11 protein-coding genes are annotated in these 19,165 nt (G+C 35.0%); 2 read left to right on the top strand and 9 right to left on the bottom strand.

Annotation, left to right across the window (positions count from 1 at the left end):
- Positions 1-7: 7 nt before the first annotated feature.
- The 9 genes from ACNQGN_RS01315 to ACNQGN_RS01275 all read right to left on the bottom strand — a co-directional run bounded on the left by ACNQGN_RS01315 (position 8) and on the right by ACNQGN_RS01275 (position 15,370).
- Entirely contained in the window at positions 8-1,651 is a 1,644-nt protein-coding gene (locus tag ACNQGN_RS01315; RefSeq protein WP_417986074.1) for an alpha-L-rhamnosidase-related protein, read from the bottom strand.
- Between the two features lie 89 nt (positions 1,652-1,740).
- On the bottom strand, positions 1,741-3,219 hold the full coding sequence (locus tag ACNQGN_RS01310; RefSeq protein WP_417986073.1) for a RagB/SusD family nutrient uptake outer membrane protein: 1,479 nt from the start codon (positions 3,217-3,219) through the stop codon (positions 1,741-1,743).
- A 124-nt stretch (positions 3,220-3,343) separates the two neighbouring features.
- A complete protein-coding gene (locus ACNQGN_RS01305; protein WP_417986072.1) occupies positions 3,344-6,439 on the bottom strand; it encodes a SusC/RagA family TonB-linked outer membrane protein in 3,096 nt (1,031 codons plus the stop codon).
- A gap of 616 nt (positions 6,440-7,055) precedes the next feature.
- On the bottom strand, positions 7,056-7,589 hold the full coding sequence (locus ACNQGN_RS01300) for a PIN domain-containing protein (RefSeq protein WP_417986071.1): 534 nt from the start codon (positions 7,587-7,589) through the stop codon (positions 7,056-7,058).
- Entirely contained in the window at positions 7,573-8,316 is a 744-nt protein-coding gene (locus ACNQGN_RS01295; protein ID WP_417986070.1) for an ImmA/IrrE family metallo-endopeptidase, read from the bottom strand. The genes ACNQGN_RS01300 and ACNQGN_RS01295 overlap by 17 nt, the downstream gene beginning before the upstream one ends.
- Positions 8,306-8,644 carry a helix-turn-helix domain-containing protein gene (locus ACNQGN_RS01290; protein WP_417986069.1) on the bottom strand — a complete coding sequence of 113 codons (339 nt, stop codon included), beginning with the start codon at positions 8,642-8,644 and terminating at the stop codon, positions 8,306-8,308. Before ACNQGN_RS01290 ends, ACNQGN_RS01295 begins: the two co-directional genes overlap by 11 nt.
- Before the next feature lie 980 nt (positions 8,645-9,624).
- Positions 9,625-12,972 (bottom strand): glycosyl hydrolase, encoded by a 3,348-nt coding sequence (locus ACNQGN_RS01285; RefSeq protein WP_417986068.1) that lies wholly within the window; start codon positions 12,970-12,972, stop codon positions 9,625-9,627.
- A 465-nt stretch (positions 12,973-13,437) separates the two neighbouring features.
- Positions 13,438-14,328, bottom strand: coding sequence for a LysR family transcriptional regulator (locus ACNQGN_RS01280; RefSeq protein ID WP_417986067.1), 891 nt, complete (start codon positions 14,326-14,328; stop codon positions 13,438-13,440).
- A 10-nt stretch (positions 14,329-14,338) separates the two neighbouring features.
- On the bottom strand, positions 14,339-15,370 hold the full coding sequence (locus ACNQGN_RS01275; protein WP_417986066.1) for a GntR family transcriptional regulator: 1,032 nt from the start codon (positions 15,368-15,370) through the stop codon (positions 14,339-14,341).
- A 650-nt stretch (positions 15,371-16,020) separates the two neighbouring features.
- Between ACNQGN_RS01275 and ACNQGN_RS01270 the strand changes: the two genes are divergently transcribed.
- Both ACNQGN_RS01270 and ACNQGN_RS01265 read left to right on the top strand, forming a co-directional pair.
- Positions 16,021-17,061 carry a GntR family transcriptional regulator gene (locus tag ACNQGN_RS01270; protein ID WP_417986065.1) on the top strand — a complete coding sequence of 347 codons (1,041 nt, stop codon included), beginning with the start codon at positions 16,021-16,023 and terminating at the stop codon, positions 17,059-17,061.
- Between the two features lie 124 nt (positions 17,062-17,185).
- Positions 17,186-18,991, top strand: a complete 1,806-nt coding sequence (locus ACNQGN_RS01265) for a prolyl oligopeptidase family serine peptidase (RefSeq protein WP_417986064.1) — start codon at positions 17,186-17,188, stop codon at positions 18,989-18,991.
- Positions 18,992-19,165: the final 174 nt, after the last annotated feature.

The following is a 19,165-nucleotide window of genomic DNA, read 5'->3' as shown; positions in this document are numbered from 1 at the left end:
TAAAGTATCATTTCTGAAAAATTTCAGGATATTTTCTGATAAAATAAACCGGAGTACAACTCCAGGCATGGCAATAACTGTTTACCAAAAAAGCATTGTATGGAGAAAGGAAATCGTTTTTTGGGTCGTATACTTCCCAGAACGTATCCGCTCCTTTATTGACCATGTCACCCCAATAGCTGGTAAGTATATCTTTGGCTTCTTTTTTCATTCCTACCTGTATCATCGCTTCGATAACATAATGGTATAGATACGGAGCACCCGGATAAACGACATTTTCAGTAGTTGCTATCTTCTTTAGTGCTTTTGCGCCTTCGGCTTTAGTAGCCACACCACTTAAAACCATCCAGGCTTGTGAACAATAGGAAATTTGCTTGTTTTTTCCGCTAACAAACAATCCACTTTTGGCATCGTATAAATTCTTGTGCGCCGCTTTAGACATTTTTTCAATAAGAGCCGGCAATTCAGAAACTTCATTTTCTTTGCCTAACATTTTAGCAAGTTCATAGGTGTTTTTATATGCCCAGATCACAACTCCCTGCAGTCCCGCTTGTTTATCCAAACCATCTCTCCAATCAAAAAACAGCCACCATTCTTTATTGGCACGTTCGTAATCCATCATGCCATCCGCTCCAATATATTTTTTAGGGATTTCAATTTGCTTTTTGGCTACTTGCCAAAGATCTAAAGCCGTCTTCTTATCTCCCGTGGCTACAAAATATTCTTTCAGCGCCACATTATAAATAAGCGCATAGTCAAAAAGAGGATTGATTTGTGGATGCGGAGTCGGTCGTTCAAAAACATTGGAAGGTGCTACACCATCCTCATAACTTAGTCCTGCTAATAAATACAGACAGTGTTTTGTAAGATCATGATTTTTGAAAGAGTAAATATTAGCCAATGATTCCAAATACAAATCACCAATCCAAAGGCGTCTGTCTCTTTTTGGTCCATCTTCGTAAACGGTTTGCATGCATTCTTTGAGCGTATTCAACCCAATTTGATCAATTTTTTTGATTAATTCCGGAGTTGTTGCCGCTAAAGGTGCCGCTGGTTCTTTAACAGAAGTCGTTGCATTAACCGAAATGTCCGAAACTTTAAAATCAGAATATACCGAACTTCCCAGTACTTCAATTTTCACATAACGAAACGCTACTCTTCTTGGTATAGTAATACTAGTAGGAACTTCAGATACCGTAACGATTTCGTCTTGCAACCAGGCACGGCTCAGTTGACCATTATACGGGTCAAAAGGCAAAGCCGCTTCAGCTGGAACTTCTGCAAAAGTGAATTTTAATCTAAGAGCAGCATCAGCAGCTCGCTGCATATCTTCAACTTTGAACGTAACAAATCCGGTAAGGTGTTCTCCAAAATCCAACACCACGCCTGATTGTTTTTTCATCGAACGAGTGTACAAACTGTCCATTGGTTGTTTTGGAACCACTTTCCAACCTTGGTAGGCTTTTTCATCTTTTACAAGTGAAACAATACCAACAGGTCTTTTTACCGTTTCAATTAATTTGGGCTTGGTTGCTTCTGCAATATCCAGCCATCCTGCTCTTTGTTTTTGATAAAAATCCTGTGCAAGAAGTGTTGTCCCACTTAACAACAAACAACTCAGTAGCGAAATCGAGAAATATATTTTTTTCATTATAAAAAGTAATTAAGAATTGAAAGTTACCTAAAAAACCAGATAAAGCATAATGCCGTATCTGGTTAGTAGTAACTTAAACAAATAATTTAAAAATTTGGTGATAATAGCGACTCACTTGCAGGTAAAGGAAACAATAAACTAATTGTTCCGAAAGCTGCGGGAGCAGGTGCTAAACCAGCAGGAAAATAATAATCTTGTGGATTCGCTTTCACTCTGGCACCATAAGCTGCCATTACTGTTGCTGCATTTCCTGTACGCACTAAATCTGGCCAACGTTTGTTTTCAAACGCTAATTCAACACGTCTTTCCGCTAAAATTGCAGCACGTAAATTAACCTGACCCACTGCAAGTGAATTAATAAGACCTGCACGATTACGTACATCATTCAAATAATGAGATACGCTTTTTCCTTGCTCGTTTAATGCTTCAGCATACAGTAAAAGTACTTCCGAATAACGATAAACTGGCCAGTTTGTACCGGTGATTCCTGCCTGAGCATGCGGTTGTAATAACTTTTTGATATAAGGATATGTTTTACCGTCAGCTAATGTTGCTGTTGCTATTGAAATAGATTTTCTTAAATCTCCAACTTCATAAGCTGCTACTAAATCCGGAGTTGGGATATTATAAGCCTCAACAGTAAGTGCCTGGGCTCCTGAAGCTCCTGTAATGCTGGTAACTTGTGCAGCAGACATAGGCATCGGCAACATCTCATAAATGAATCCACTGGCATAGCCTTCAGTACCTTCTTTGTATTGTACTTCAAAAACGGATTCTGAATTATTTTTATTACCTACAGAAAATGCCGAAGCATAATCGGTTAAAAGAGTATATTCTCCTGAGTCAATCACTTCTTTTAAAATGGTTTCCGCTGATGCCCAATCTTTCTTAACTGCATGTAGATTCCCAAGCAAGGTTTTAGCTGCTCCAGAAGTAGCTCTACCTGGTTCTTGTACTGATTTTGGAGGTAATAATGTAGCTGCTTCAGAAGCATCTGCGATTATTTGTGCATAAACTGCATCCACTTCAGATAATGGTAATGCCGCTTCTTCTCTATTGGTAACCGGAGTTAAATGCAAAGGCACTTTTCCGAAATACTGAACTAAATCAAAATAAGCCAAAGCGCGCAGGAAAAGAGCCTGTCCTTTGATGTTATTTTTAGAAGCTGCAGCAAAATCGACCCCCTCAACAGATGCCAGCAGTTGGTTTGCTCTTGCAATAATTTGATAATTGGTTGTGTATTTACCTGTTGACACAGAGTTTGATGGTTGATTCGTAAAATCTGCAATTGCCTCCGGATCGATTGTTCCTCGGTAACCTGGATTAAATATATAAGTAGTATTATCAGATCGTAATTCTCCCATTATATAAGCTCCCTGAAAAGAAGTATTGTATAAATTTCTAAGCGGTGCATATGCAGCATTAACAGCCTGCTGTAAATCCGCTTCTGTTTTATAAAAAGTAGCCGTACTCAAAGAGGTCTCGGAAGGAATTTCCAAGAAATCTGAAGAACATGAACCTAAAAACAAGCTCAATGATAAGGCGGTGAATAGTATCTTTTTCATGATGTTTTATTTTTTGTAATTATTGAACCTAAGGCTTTAAGTTTTTATTTAAAATTTATTTTTGATGCAAATCGAATAATTTACGTCTCAAAGCCTTACGTTTTTTAGTTTTTAATTTAGTTTTTTAGAATCCAACATTAACTCCGACTGTAACAGTTCTCGGTACAGGATAACTTCCCCAATCCATTCCTAGATTAAGTGTACTTCCTCCAGTTCCGTTAGCAGATACACTCGCTTCCGGGTTAACTCCTCTGTAATTTGTAAAAGTGTATAATTGTTGTACTGATCCATATACACGTGCTGTTTTGAAAAATTTACCATTCGTAGGAATGTTATATCCTAAAGTAACATTTTTAATAGCTAAATAAGAACCATCACTTACAAAACGAGTACTTGACCAGTCACGCTCCATATACGTTGCAGCAGTTGTTTTCCCATAACGCCCATCTCCAGGATTGGCTTCTGAACGCCAACGGTTTTGAACATCTGCCAACACATTAAACACACCATCTAAATTAGTAGCACCCTGATCAGACATTACCATTAAATCGTTCCCAACAGAACCAGAACATACAATTGCTAAATCAAAATTTTTGTAATTAAATGTATTTGTCATTCCAATTAATGCCGATGGAAATGGATTTCCAATAACGGTACGGTCATCATTGTCACCACCAAAAGTAATTACACCGTCACCATTCACATCTTTGAATTTTATTGTCCCTACTTGAGAATCTGTTGCTTTTGGAGAAGCAGCAAAGTCAGCAGCATCTTTATAAACCCCTTCCTGAATCATACCATAGAATTGACCTAATGGCTTACCTACTTCTGTAATAGTAGCATAGTTTCCAAAACCACCATAAATTCTACCTACACCATCAGCCAAAGCCAATACTTCATTTTGATTAAATGAAACATTTAAGTTGGTATTCCATTTAAATTCACCAGTCAAGTTTTTAGTACTTAAACTAAACTCATGTCCCCAAAACTTAATTTCACCTACGTTATCATTAAAGTTTGTAAATCCTGACTCTTGAGGAACAGCAACATTATACAATAAGTTTGTTGTATTCTTAGTGTAAAAATCATACCCAAAACGAATGCGTTCGTCAAATAATCCTAAATCCAGACCTAAATCCAATTGACTTGTTGTTTCCCAGCCTAATTGTGGGTTACCTAATGAGGTCACTGCTGCTCCACTGGCAACTGTGTTCCCGAATACTGCATTTGACGAATTGTTAATCAAAGCATATTGTGTGTAATTTCCAATATTATTATTTCCAATGATACCAAAACTAGCTTTTACTTTAGCAAAAGAGATTGCAGGTATTTTTTTAGAAAATTCTTCATCAGATATAATCCATCCTGCACCAACTGAAGGGAAATTACCCCAACGGTTATCAGAACCAAAACGAGAAGATCCATCACGACGAATCGCTGCCGTTAATAAATATTTCCCTTTGAAACTATAATTCACACGAGACAATAAAGAAGTCAATGCCCATTCTTGTACATCAGTATACGTATTAGTACGGTCAATGTTCAAAGCAGACTGAATACTTTGAATACGATCATCAGGAAAACCGGTAGCTCTTATTTGAGCTATATCTGCGCGGTATTTTTGATTCGTATAACCTGCCAATATTTCTACATTATGATCCCCAAAATCTTTTGTGTAAGTAGCTGTATTTTCATTCAACCATGACATGTATTTCGTGTCCAAATTAACGGCACTGGCTATAACTGGTGGTAATGATGCAAATACTGTTGAAGCTGTTGATGGATTAAAGTTCTTAAAAGCGCTGTTTCCTAAATCTACATTGAATGTTGTTTTCAATATTAAGTCAGCAATCGGCTCATATTCTACTTTTGCATTGGAAAGCAATCTTGAAGATTTTGTCTCATTGGTAATCTCTTGCGCTGAACGAAACCAGTTAGGAGTAGGAAATGCTCCGTCTACTGATAATGGCAATGAGCCATCTTCATTTCTATAAGCGCTTGTTGGCCATGTCAGCATAGCATTTGTAAACAAACCTCCAGGTACAGCCGAATTCAGATTTGAAGCATAGAAAATACCATCTGAACTAGGTGTATTGTTGATAGAGTAACTTGGCGCTATATTAAAACCCACTTTTACTTTATCAGATATCTCATATTCTGAATTGATACGTAAAGAGTAACGCTTGTAATTTGAGTTAATCATAACCCCGTCTTGGTTAAAAATCCCAAGAACAGCAGAAGTACTCAATTTATCTTTATTAGATGCAATTGTGAAGTTATAACTTTGTAAAGGCGCAGTTCTTAAAAGTGCTCCGTACCAATCATTTGATTTTCCTGCGTACTGAGAAGGATTTTGAAACTGAGCAGGTACTGGTTGCCCTAAATCTTCAAAAGATTCTTTTTTAAACTGAGCAAATTGTTCTGCATTCATTAAGTCAGGACGTCCTTGCTGAGGAACAGATTGACTTCCTGTATAGATATTAAAACTAGTAGTAGTTTGATTTTTCCTAGCTTGTTTAGTAGTAATCAAAACAACCCCATTAGCCGCTCTGGAACCATATAAAGAGGTAGATGCTGCATCTTTTAATACCGAAATATTATCAATCTCATCTGGATTTATGCTGCTGATGTCCCCAACGATTGGAAAACCATCAATAACATATAAAGGATCACTTCCTGCCAGGATTGAAGCCTGACCACGTATTCTGATAGCCATTCCAGCTCCTGGTTTCCCAGTGGTTTGGTTAATTTGTACACCAGCCATTTTTCCTTGCAGTTTTTGAGAAATCTGAGAAACAGGTAAGTCTTTTAGCTCTTTGGCATTAATCGTCTGAACCGATCCTAGCACTTTCTTTTTATTTTGACTACCGTAACCAACAACAACAACCTCATTCAAGACTTTGTTATCAGGTTCCATCGCCACATTAATAGTGCTTTGATTTCCTACAGTTACATTTTTCACTGTATAACCCAGAAATGTAAATTCTAATATTGATTTACTTTCAGCACTAATTTTATAAGAACCATCGATATCAGTATTCGTTCCTTTATTTGTTCCTTTAACTAAAACATTTGCACCTACAATAGGTTGATTATTTTCATCTGTTACTTTTCCCTGAATAATTTGTTGCGCCATCGCTTGGGTACAGAATCCCAAATACAACACCAATGCCTTAATCAGGAATAGGGCAACTCGATGTTGTTGTAAAAAGTTCTTCATTTTTTGGTTTTTTTAAGTTAGTATGTATTTATTCTCACATTTTTTTATACATAACATATTTTTATGTTTTATATATTCCAAAACTATCAAAATGAATTCTTAAGACTGTACTAGGGTTTTACCAGTGCAATCGATTACTTATATTTATTTAAATTATCACATTAATTAGTTTTGTTTATCAGGACAGGTAGGAGAGTTATAGATTGTCCACAAAAAAGGAGAGAAATAGAAATTTACACACAAAAAAAAATGCAGGAAGCACTTGATATTCTTTAATTTAAATTCTCGTAATCCTTAACAAAAACACATAAATGAGAGGGTTTATGTGTTTTTTAATACTTTAAAAAATAGAACTTGACTATTTAAGCGCTTAGTACTTGCAGACAATGGTATAGTTTACCTGCTTTCAGAACTTACCTTTTCTTTAATTCACCGGGTATTTAAATTCGTGAGCTAATGTACCTCATACTAGTAGAGATTATCCATCAACATTTTGATGGTTTTTTTATTTTAGCACCTCCTTTAGACAAATAAAATTCTATTGCTTTTGCAGAAGAAATCAAAGAGCGTCCAAACTTAAATAAACTGACCGAAGCCTAATTCTTTTATACTTCGGTTATTTTTTTACTTTTTCTTGATATTGTTTAATTGTATCTATACCATTAATCAACTTACTATCTTTCGCTTTTACTTCCTGAATAAAGAGATTACATTCATTTTCATTTAGTATACCTGAATAATAAGCTTCCAAAAGGATATCCATAGTTGTTAAATAGACAATACCAAAATAATCACAATAATCCTTAATATCTTTTAAATTACTACTCGCAATATAATCTTTAGTATGTTTCGCTACTGCCATACAGGCCGCTTCTCCATCACCCATATTGGTTTTTAATCGAGCATATTCCATAATAATGGCCTTGTCTTTTGGAAAAGGAATAACTTCTATTTTTGACCATTCAATAAAATTATCTAACGCGACAATACTTTTTTTACGTTTATCTAATTCGGCTTTTACTTTGTCTAAAACAACAAATCGACCAGGAAATATTTTAGGCAAAAGCAATTGTTGTCCTGCTTTAGTGAAATGAATGATGACATCGCAATCCAATAATATTCTTGGTTCTATACTAGTTTTCTTTACCATCATCATTAAATTTTGGATCATCAATATCTAAACCTATATCCAACATTAAAGAATGATAATGACTTTCAGAAATTTTATCAACATCAAACAATGCCTTAACCTTAATTCCATAATCTCCTACTACTTTCTCTTCATCATTTCTTTGATAAAGAGCAGCAGAGTACCCATGCTCCACGGCGCTTTTAATAACCCCTTTTAAATAAGGTTTGTAATCTTCATAATGAATGTACTTGCCTTTGCTTAATCTAACCAAAAGGGCAGCTCTTGATACTCCAAAATACTGCTCCATTTTTATTATGGTACTCAATGATAGCGTTTCGCCCCAACCCAATTCTTTTTCAGGAATTTGTTTTATTATAGCTGCCTCCGGCATTAAAAAATAGGAACTAAAAATATCAGCATTGTATTCTTCCTTATCTTTTTTATCAAATTTACCGGCATTACACATCTGAAAATTAAAATCACTTTGGATAAATAAGTGATACAATTCATGACCAATAGTAAAATTTTGTCTACCTACAGGTACTGCCGAATTAATTAGCATAAATAAATTATCATTGGTTTTAAGTGCCATACCAGAAAATTCACTTTCCAATGGTTTGTAAACGCTTAAAACGCTTAAAGTCAATAATAACTTTTCTAAATCTATCGAAGTCTCACTGCCTAATCCCAATTCTCTTCGGAATTTATTTGCTTTGGCTTCTAATATTTTCTCATTAAATGCCATGATACAATCGATTTATCTTAATATAATTTTTTACAATTTTCCCAAAATCAGAAAGCTTTTCCATATCACTTTCATTGACCGAATCTTTTCTAAATGCAAAAACAACTTCAGCCATTGCTTCTTCTATGGTTTCACTAAAAAAAACAGCTAATTCCACACCAAACAAATCCGATAGTTTTTCTAAAATTTCTAAAGGCGCCTCCCTTTCATTATTTTCATAGAAACTGACCATTTCTCTTTTTACATCAAGAAAACCAGCTAATTTCTCTTGTGTATATCCATATTTTTCACGCAATCCTTTTATTACCAATCCTGTAGTTGCTTCCATGATTTCTTGATTTTTGATTTAAATGTTCTTTTAAGGATTAATTTTATGAGTTACAAAAATAATCATTTTTTATGAATTATAAATAATTGTACAAAATTAAAACAAAGATTTTTTGTATTTAACTTTTCCGATAAACAAGTAAATTTGATTTACGGTTTAAACATAAATCATTAAAAACATGGATACTATTGAATTACCTAGAAAAGAATTCTATGATAAAGTACGATCAACGCCCCTTTCACAGTTAACTCATTATGCATTTACAAATGATGGAATTAAAAAAATTTGCAAACAATTTTGAGATCCCCATATCTGATATTGGGTACTGGATGAAACTAAAATTCAATAAAAACGTAAAAAAAAAGAAAAGTTCAATCCAATCTTTGGAGAAGTAGATAAAATCGTTTTTACAATAAGAGAAGAAGGCAACCCAATAAACGTTCACCAAACTCCATTAACCATAAGAACTAAAGAAATTGAAAATGCCCCTAATGCTTCTTGAATTGTTCCCGATGAAATACCAAAACCTGCATTAAATGGGAATCAAGTTCGTAAGAACCACAAAAATTGCTAATAAAATGATGGGCGATAAAATATCCGAACAATAATTATTTAAAAAATTACTTATTTTAAGATCATCATTAACACAAACAATTTTACAATAATCTTCTAGAAATTCAATAGATTTTTCAAGAGTTTTGCTACCTGCACATTGCTATGCAGTAGCAAGTAAAACCATTTAAAGAAATTGCTTTTGAATTTTAGTTTTGAACTGCTCGCTTTTTTCAAAACAATTCAAGCAGAAAACAGCTAAGACAGCTATTTATCGAATTAAAAAAAGAAGAATTAGCCTGTCTTAGTAATGCTGTAATTTCAAAATAGCAAACAAAAAAAAGAGGTGGAACCAAACTGTATGTTTTGGTTCCACCTCTTTAAAATTAAATTCTAATTATTTCAAATCATTCCAAAAGAATAATTTTTTATTTCACTGCTAAAACGGTCACAGTACTCAATAATCCTGACGGCAGCAATGGAGCATCCGCTTTATAAAATGGCATAGTAGTATAAGTGATTTTGGTAACAGCATCGGGCTGCGCATCACCTATAAGTCTGTTTACCCAAAGATTTGTCACTTTTATTTCTATAGTGTTTTTTCCCGGCTTCAGTATTCCTGTTGCATCAACTCTAAATGGTTTTTTCCATACTGTTCCTATTACTTTACCATTAACTATTACTTCTGCAATATTTTTCACATCACCCAAATCAATCCATAATTGTCCCGCGTTTTTAAACCAGCTTTTTGGCGCTTCAATTGTTTTGGAATACGTTCCGGTTCCTGAAAAATACTTCACTCCAGCATCTGAACTTTCTGTCCAAGAATTTAATTTATCAACTGAAACATTAGAAGGCGCTCCTCTTTCTTTTTGAAAACTTAAATTCCAGTTTCCTTCAAGAGCTGCTAATTTAGTTTCCGTTACTGCAGGTACAATTTGAGCTGTTTTTGCAGTGTTTTCTTTGAACACTACAAATACGGCATCATTTGGCTCAAGATGCAAAGATACTTTGGTACGACCATCTGCAAAAGAATACGAAGCCGGTTCTGTTTTCCCGGTTTCCGGATGCCAAATTTCTACCGTTTTTCCAGTAACTCTAAAAGTTGCTTCTAAATCTTCGGTTCTTGCATTACGATTATTTACCCAATACAATTCCTGTTCTGGCAGCTGGCGGTGAACATACAATAATTGCGTATCAGCTTGTGGTTTTGTATATTCAAAATCAGGTTTAACTTGCAAAGCAGTTAGTACTTTTTCGATACTTTCTCCTGTATATACTTTTCCGTTTCCAATAGATTTTACCGTATTATCAGCACCCCATAATTCACTTACAATGGAATTAAAAGCAGCCTGGTCATCATTTAAACTTGGCGTTCCTATTGGTTTCGGACCTACAACAGTAGCGCCAGCTTTTACCAATTCACTAATTTTAACAGCTACTTTTAACGTCATTTGCTGGCTATTGGCATCCAATGCCAGAACTTTATAATGCATTCCGCTTGGAGTAACAATTTGTCCGTCTTTCACAGAAAGCACATTTAAAAGTGCGTCTGCATTAACAAAATCATAATTATAACCTACTGGAATATTCGGCTGTTTTTTACCAAAAAGAGACGTAATATTATTGTCTTCTCCGTAATAATAGATGATGTCTGCTACAAATTTACCTTGTTGCAGCATATACGAACTTCTGGATAAATAATCTGTCCAAGACTTCGCTTGCTCAGCCCAGGTTTCATGGCGCGTAAACCATTGACCGAACGGTCCAAGTCCGAGACCGGGAAAATGCTCATCCGACGGTTGGTGTACAGAAGTATGAATTACAAATCGGTTCAATCCACTGGCTAATTCCATATCGGCAGTTGGTTTCAATCGTTCCGGTGAAAAGGCAAAAGAATTACCAATTGCTGTAAGGGATTCCGCAGCCACTAAATTTTGTCCGTAAATATGAGCCACAGAAGCGGATTCGCGAATATCAACATTATACGTCTTACCATCCCCCCCTATTGAACCCGGTGTCCACATGGCGCCCATAGGAATATCGGCAGTACGTTTTACTTCCATTCCATCAGCAATTAACGCACGACCACTTTCATGGGACTCAGAATAGCGTTTCATTCCGCGCTCGTGTAATAAAGTCGTCAATTGATCATAATGGTATTCTGAAACCATTTCACTTAGTGTTTTTCGATAATCCCACAAGAATTTTTCACTAGCTTCCGTATTTTTAATAATCTGACCTGTCAGCGCAGGCATCCATGGTACTAAACTGTAGCCTCTTCGTTTTAAAAACTCAGCAGGTAAATTTTTTGTCCAGTTTTGTGCTCCGGCTTCCCAGCTATCCGTAACTATATATTGTAAACCTCCTTTGTCTCCCATCAAACCTCCTGTCGCACTTTTGTATTGGTCTAAATAATTTTCAAAATAGGCCCTTATGGCTACAGGATCCAACTTGTCCACTTCTAAACCTGTTGCTTCCTTTGAAGCAGGATGGTTAGTGATTCCCAATAAAGAAAAACCAAAACGTACAAGTTTCCAATTTCCTGCAGGTGGCGTCCAGTTCAATGCTCCGTCTGCATTGATTTTGTCTGATAAATCAACTACATTTTCAAGAGCAATCCCATCTGTGCTTGGCGTACCTTTTAAATCGATATTTGTAACAGCAGCAAAAGCGGCTTTCTCTTCAAATCGATCAATTTTCGTGCTGCTATGCAAAACAATTTCTGCAACATCTGTTCCTGGTGAAGGTTTTGGAGCAGCACCAGAACCGAGCATCGCTTCAAAACTAAAAATAGGAGGAGGATTTTTAAAAGTAACCCTAAAATATTTTGCAGTTGTAACTGGAAAAGTAATAGTTTGCTGCACAAGTCCTCCAGCCGGAATAAAAGTCACTTTTTTGAAATGAATACCATCGTCGCTAACCTCAAGGGAACGCGTATCTGCTTTGTCTCCAAAAAGTCCAAAAGGACCTTTGTCTCCACCTCCAACAATTGTTATTCCTTTAAACGCCTGAGGTTTTTCAAAAGCAAACTGTATCCATGCGCTTTCATCATTTAGTGTAGAAGGCAGTAAAATAGTAGTTCCTAAATCCCCGTCTGTAAGTTGGTTGACGGAAAAATTCCCTCCACTCGAACTAACTTTTGCTTTTAAATCACTAAAATTGACCTCTCCTTCTGGCAATTTATAAGCCATAAGGCTAATATCTTCATAATAATCTACTGGTGTTTCACCTGGCTCTCCTATACTCATTGATTCAAAGAAAGGTATGTTCTGAAAATCTCCTGTTTTCGTTGGTGCTTTTGGCAAAACACCAGTGAATTTTTTGCCTCCCTTAATACGGATTTCACTCCATACCAATTTTTTCATCCCATCTTTCGGACTTACCCAGGGTCCGCCGCTTTCACTCCATCCCGGTGATCCTGCAATAGCCATTTCTAACTGTAATGAATCTGCTAATTTAGTCGTAAATTGAAAAGCATCTTTCCAATCCGGAGTCATGTAGGTTAGTCGCTTTTTTACAATTTGTGGTGTTGCCATCGCCGCATCAAAATTCATAAAGCCACCAATACCTATTCGATTCATCCATAAAAGGTCTTTGGCGATACCCTCTTTAGCGATATTTCCGTTCATCCAATGCCACCATACACGTGGTTTAGCAGAATTTGGTGGTATAGCAAAATCCTTCAATAAGGCGTCTTTATGGTCTTGTGCATAACTATTGCTACAAGCCAGTACCAAAGAAAATACTGCTATTAGTCCAGAATGTTTTTTCATATGTTTTATTTATATAGAGTGAAATTTATTTTAAATTTTAACGAAATACCCACTAAAAACAACCCTTTCTCTGTATTAAAAGTACATTTCTTTAAAGACGCACTAAAATGCTGTTGTTCTTTGTAAATTAAGGGAATATCAAAAACGTAACTGTCCTATTCAATCGTTATCGTAAGTCGTTTTTTAATTCTTTTTATTGATGTTTTCAATAAATTTTATTTATCGTTAAATAATAAGTCTAAAAATGACAAACAAAAACAATCTTTTCCGCAGCAGAAAAACCGGCTGTTAAACAATATCAAATGACTAAATATCAAACCATTGCCTCCCATTGTTTTCTATTAAAAACAATCGGAGGCAATAATAGCATTAAGTATATTTATAGGATAATGAGCGGTTTGCAAACTAGATTAAATCCCTTTAAATAATTTTCATTACAAGGTTTTCATTTGCAAAAAAAAGCGTTTACCACGCATTTTTTATTGTTTCCTGGTATTCTGCACCAAGTGTTTCTTTGAAGGCAAGTATTTTTGTAATATGCAGTCGATTATTGTCTGAAAACAATAGCTCCTTAGAAACTATGTCTTCTAAATGTATTGGATAGTGTGAAGGAAAAACAGCAATTCCAATGCCGGCATTGACTAATCCCACCAATAATTCTGTATTAGAAACTTCCTGGATAATATTTGCATCTCTCGAGAAACCTGCATTTCGGCAATAAACTTCTACCTCATCTAAAATTGGAGGGCATAAGTCTTTTGTCAGCTCAACCCATCTGTCATTTCTAAGTTGTTCTATTTTTATTTTTTGGTATTTCGCCAAAGGGTGTTTTTTGGGCATAATGACGTTAAGAAATTCATTTTTAAAAACCTGAAAATTCAAATCTTTATAAACAAGTGGAAAAGTCGTAATTCCTATATCAATATTTCCTTTGAACAATGCTTCTTGCACCGATATTACTGACGAACATTCCACTATTTTAAAAGTAGTATCCGGAAATTTCTGCTGCAGATTTTGTATTACTTCTGTCACCTCATTTACGAGACAGATTTTAGGAATTCCCAGCTTTAACTGTTTGCTTTTTTCACTGCTGATTTTGGCATTTTTTACTGTTCTGTCAAGAAGCTCTATTACACGACTGACTTCTTTCATTAAATAAGCGCCCGCTTCAGTCAGCTCAACTTTTCTATTATTGACCCGTTTTACCTTGTCAAAAAGCTCAAATCCCAGCTCACTTTCCAATTGTTGAATCTGATGCGTTAGCGCTGGTTGCGTAATGTGTAGTTTTTCAGCGGCCTTGCCAAAATGAAGTTCTTTAGCAACTACCAGAAATGATTTTAATTTACGTAATTCCATTAGTATTGTATTATAAAGATCCTCTAATAACCAGTTCAAATGGATTTTCGATATGTTCTTTTGAGGAGTTCAGCACTAGTTCTGCTGCCGATTTTCCCATGGTTGCAAAATCAGTTGAGATTGTGGTAAGTCCATTCATTATGAATTTTTTAAGAGGTGTTTCATTGTATGAAATCACCCCGACCTGTTCCCCCACCGTTAGATTTAAGGTTATAATTTTATCCAAAACTTTCACTAAATCTTCCTCCATTAAATTAATATAGACTTCGCCTTCATTTACTTCTTCAGTATCCAGATCATCTACAATTTTATAGTTAAAAGCATAACTGTAGCAAAAGTTCTTGAAACCTTTTACGATCTCCTTCGGAAAATAACTATTGTCAGGGAAAATCAATTTCAAGGTATGGTATTTACTTAAAAGGTCTAAGGCTTTACTGAGTGCATTGTAAATATCTTCTTCGAAATTCTCATACACGGCTCCATAATTCCCGGTTATTCCTTCAATTTTTTTACCTACAATAATTAATTTTTCTTTTGGAATTTCTTCAATTAGTAGCTGATACCCTTCCGCTTTTTCGATAAAATGGGGAATGATTACATAATGCGTATAAACCGTCTTTTGCTGGTTTAACAATTTTTTGAACAACCCATAATCATTATTATAAATATAAAAATCAATAGCCGCTTTTTCACCCAAAGTCTCTACGAAAGCATCGTAAATTATTTTCTTATGGGCGCTCAATTTATTGAACATCAGGAATATTTTCAAATCCTGAGAAACATCTGTGTTGGCAATAAAATAGCCTTTTCCGTGAAAAGCTTCTAAAATGCCCATCTTACGGAGTTTATTATATCCCTTTTCTATCGTAACCCTGGATATTTCGTAGTGAAAACTCAACTCATTGATAGACGGCATGGAATCTCCCTTTACAAGAATCCCTTGCTTTATTGCATTCAAAACTGCATTCACTAGCTGCTGGTATTTTGGAGTAGCGGAAAGTTCATCGATTTTGAGGCTGTCAATTTTTGACATTTTTTTCATACGACTTTATTTGTTTTTTTTTGAATCGTAACGGTTTCACAGAAACTTTAGATTATCGGAACTAAATTAAGAAAAATATTTTCCTTACAAATGGAATACTACTTATTATTAAGTAAATGTACTTAATTTGTCTTAAAAGCTAAACATTTTTCAAAGTCGAAATTTAACACATTTAAAATTGATTTCCATACATTCAATGTGTTTATTTAACACATTGTTAGGATTGCAGTACTAAATTTACAAAAAAGGGCAGTCTCTAAAACGAACTGTCTTCTGATTATTTTGAGATGCCCTCTGATTATTTTTTAATACCGTCATTTAACACTACTTTTTTTATGATATACGCTTATTTAAACCTAAATATTTAAAATAAATGTTATTCATAATACTCTTTTAATTTTAAAAATCTATATTTGAGTAATCGATTGCGCAAATAAGACAAATTATATGTTTTTCTTGTAGAAAAAGGCATTCGCATCGATAATGGGTACCGGGAGATTTAGTCCTAAATAATCCGGTTCAACTAAATTTCTGAAGGAATAATAACAAACAATAATTGTTTGTTTTTTTTCAAAAACCAGTATTTAGATACTCCCAATAATTTAGAAATTAAATACCTGTAATAGGGGTATATTTTATGCAATATGGATATGATTAAATTTATTAAAATAGATGAAAATTCGCGTATACCTAAATACAAGCAAATTGTAGATTCTATTATTTTTAATATTTCTATCGGAAATCTCAAAATAGATCAAAAGATTCCCTCCATTAATATGTTTAGTGAGGATTTTTATATTTCCAGAGATACCGTAGAAAAAGCATACAATGTTTTAAAGGAACGAAAAGTAATCTCCTCCATTCGAGGAAAAGGATATTATATTACCGGAACAAAACTAATTTCGAAAATAAACATTCTGTTTTTAATTAATAAGTTGAGTTCCTATAAAATGGCAACATACAACGCTTTTGTAAACAGCATCGGTGCAAATTCGCACACTGATTTGCTGATTTATCATTGTGATGAAACCTTGTTCCTGAATTTATTAGAAAAAAACATAGGAGATTATGATTACTATATCATAATGCCACATTTTAAAACTGAAGATTTGAAACATGTCAGTTATACTGACGAAGTGGTTAAAGCTATTAAAAGGATCCCAAGAGAAAAACTTATCATGATGGATAATATTAAGCTTGGAATGGATGGTGAAATTGTGGAGATTTATCAGGATTTTGAAAATGACATTTACAATGCTTTAAAGGAAGGGCTTCCGAAAATAGTTAAGTATGAAAAATTAATTTTAGTGTATCCTGAAAAAGCAGTCTATCCCTATCCCCGAAGAATTCTACATGGGTTTAGGAAATTTTGCATCGAACATTCTATTAATTTTGAAATCATTAATGAGGTATACGATGATATAATTCTTAAAAAAGGAGATTTGTTTATTACCATTGAAGAATCTGATCTGGTTAATTTGGTAAAGCAAATTAGAGATGACGAATTTGTTTTAGGAAAAAACATTGGCGTTATTTCCTATAATGATACCCCCTTAAAGGAATTACTCGGAATAACGGTCATGTCTACAGATTTTAAAGTAATGGGAGAAAGTGCCTCAAGAATGATTCTCAATAAAGAAAAAGGCAAAATAAAAGTGCCCTTCAATTTCATCGATAGGGACTCCATTTAGCTTTTTATCCCAGCAAAGCACTATTCCATTAAATATTTAAAGTATCAATAATCCCTAAACTACTTCAAGCTTTGAACTAGTTTCATAGCAAATAGCCAGTTGCGTATGGCTCAAATTGAATTTTATGAAAAACAAAATGAATACTGGCTGTAGCCTTAAATTAGTCTTGATCTTTTTATATTTTGGAAGTATTGCTCCCCTTCTATCGCAAAACAAAGAAATTCCCCTATGGGATAAAATACCCGGATCTATTTCGGCAGTTAATCATAAAGAAGAAAAAAATTACGATACAGAAGGCGTTGTAAAAGGAGTCAGCAAAGTTTCTCAACCAACATTAACCGTTTTTTTGGCGGATCAGGACAAATCGAACGGCACTGCTGTTATTATTTGCCCCGGTGGAGGTTATTCGCACCTGGCCATCAATAAGGAGGGATATACGGTTGCAAAATGGCTCAATAGCTTAGGAATAGCGGCATTTGTGCTAAAATACCGAATGCCAAATGACCTAACCATGAAAGACAAATCAGTGGGACCTTTGCAAGATGCCCAAGAAGCAGTGAGAACGATCAGACGTAATGTAGACAAATGGCATCTGAATCCTACTAAAATAGGAATTATGGGATTTTCAGCCGGAGGACATTTGGCAGCTACCCTCTCCACACATTATTCCGATACTACATATGATTCAAAAGATACCGTAAGTGCACGTCCGGACTTTTCGATTTTGATATACCCTGTCATTTCAATGGAAGACGGAATCACACACAATGGCTCCAAAACAAATCTGCTGGGAACAAACCCCAGCAAAGAAATGATTGAGAAATACTCTGCCGAAAAGCAGGTTGATTCCAATACACCTAAAGCATTTTTAGTACATGCAACAGACGACAAAGCGGTTCCTGTTTCCAATACCCTAAAGTATTATCTTGCCCTAAAGGAACACAATGTATCAGGAGAAATGCATGTCTATGAAAATGGAGGACATGGTTTTGGTATGGGCATAGAAGGAACGAGTAACGAATGGCCAAAAGCCTGTCAAAAATGGCTGGCTGCAAACGGATTTATTCAAAAACAAGAAGGGTACATTTTTTCTTATTTTAAAGGAAATGGGGAAGATGGACTGCATTTAGCGTATAGTGAAGATGGTTACAAATGGGAGGCTTTAAAAAATGACACTTCTTTCCTGACTCCTGAAGTAGGGAAAGATAAATTAATGAGAGATCCTTGTATTATAAAGGGAGGTGATGGAATGTACCATATGGTGTGGACGGTAAGCTGGACGGACAAAGGAATCGGATATGCCTGGTCGAAAGATTTAATTAATTGGTCTAAACAAGAATTCATTCCTGTTATGGCGCATGAGAATACGCGCAATACCTGGGCACCAGAAATCACTTTTGATGAAAAAACGAATACATATATGATTTATTGGGCGTCGACTATTGACGGAAAATTTCCTGAAACCAAATCAGAAGATGAAAAAGGATACAATCATCGAATTTACTATACGACCACAAAAGATTTTAAAAAATTCACTCGTACTAAACTTCTTTATGAGCCTGGTTTTAATGTCATTGATGCTACCATTTTAAAACAAGATAAAGGGTTTGTCATGTATTTAAAGGATGAAACCCGAACACCAATACAGAAAAATATAAAAATAGCCTATAGTGATCATTTGGCAGGACCTTACACTAAAGCTGGCAAATCCATTACCGGCGATTACTGGGCAGAAGGACCTACCGCTATCAAAATAGACGGGAATTGGATCGTTTACTTTGATAAATATACCCAGAAAAAATATGGTGCGGTAAAAGAAACGGAAAATGGCTGGAAAGACATTTCTGATGAGATTAGTTTTCCTTTGGGAACTCGCCATGGAACGATTCTTACCGTTCCACAAGCTGTGCTTACGCAATTAAAAAAATAGCCGCCTCTTGAACAAAAGCCGATCTATCAAATGCACCTACTTATAGATTAACATTATAATCTGACATTTTATTTCTTACCATTTGCTACTTTATCGAGGTATATTTATTCCATAATAGCATTGATAACTGACCTAACTTTACTTAGTCTATCTTGGGTTAACATCATTATTTAA

The sequence above is a fragment of the Flavobacterium rhamnosi genome (genome assembly GCF_048286515.1).
Lineage (GTDB): Bacteria > Bacteroidota > Bacteroidia > Flavobacteriales > Flavobacteriaceae > Flavobacterium.
This window is presented reverse-complemented; position numbering and strand designations above follow the sequence as displayed.

What these genes read in the sequence shown, in the direction of transcription:
- ACNQGN_RS01315 (WP_417986074.1), bottom strand. Translation starts at nt 1,651, where the DNA reads ATGAAAAAAATATATTTCTCGATTTCGCTACTGAGTTGTTTGTTGTTA.
- ACNQGN_RS01310 (WP_417986073.1), bottom strand. Translation starts at nt 3,219, where the DNA reads ATGAAAAAGATACTATTCACCGCCTTATCATTGAGCTTGTTTTTAGGT.
- ACNQGN_RS01305 (WP_417986072.1), bottom strand. Translation starts at nt 6,439, where the DNA reads ATGAAGAACTTTTTACAACAACATCGAGTTGCCCTATTCCTGATTAAG.
- ACNQGN_RS01300 (WP_417986071.1), bottom strand. Translation starts at nt 7,589, where the DNA reads ATGGTAAAGAAAACTAGTATAGAACCAAGAATATTATTGGATTGCGAT.
- ACNQGN_RS01295 (WP_417986070.1), bottom strand. Translation starts at nt 8,316, where the DNA reads ATGGCATTTAATGAGAAAATATTAGAAGCCAAAGCAAATAAATTCCGA.
- ACNQGN_RS01290 (WP_417986069.1), bottom strand. Translation starts at nt 8,644, where the DNA reads ATGGAAGCAACTACAGGATTGGTAATAAAAGGATTGCGTGAAAAATAT.
- ACNQGN_RS01285 (WP_417986068.1), bottom strand. Translation starts at nt 12,972, where the DNA reads ATGAAAAAACATTCTGGACTAATAGCAGTATTTTCTTTGGTACTGGCT.
- ACNQGN_RS01280 (WP_417986067.1), bottom strand. Translation starts at nt 14,328, where the DNA reads ATGGAATTACGTAAATTAAAATCATTTCTGGTAGTTGCTAAAGAACTT.
- ACNQGN_RS01275 (WP_417986066.1), bottom strand. Translation starts at nt 15,370, where the DNA reads ATGAAAAAAATGTCAAAAATTGACAGCCTCAAAATCGATGAACTTTCC.
- ACNQGN_RS01270 (WP_417986065.1), top strand. Translation starts at nt 16,021, where the DNA reads ATGATTAAATTTATTAAAATAGATGAAAATTCGCGTATACCTAAATAC.
- ACNQGN_RS01265 (WP_417986064.1), top strand. Translation starts at nt 17,186, where the DNA reads ATGAAAAACAAAATGAATACTGGCTGTAGCCTTAAATTAGTCTTGATC.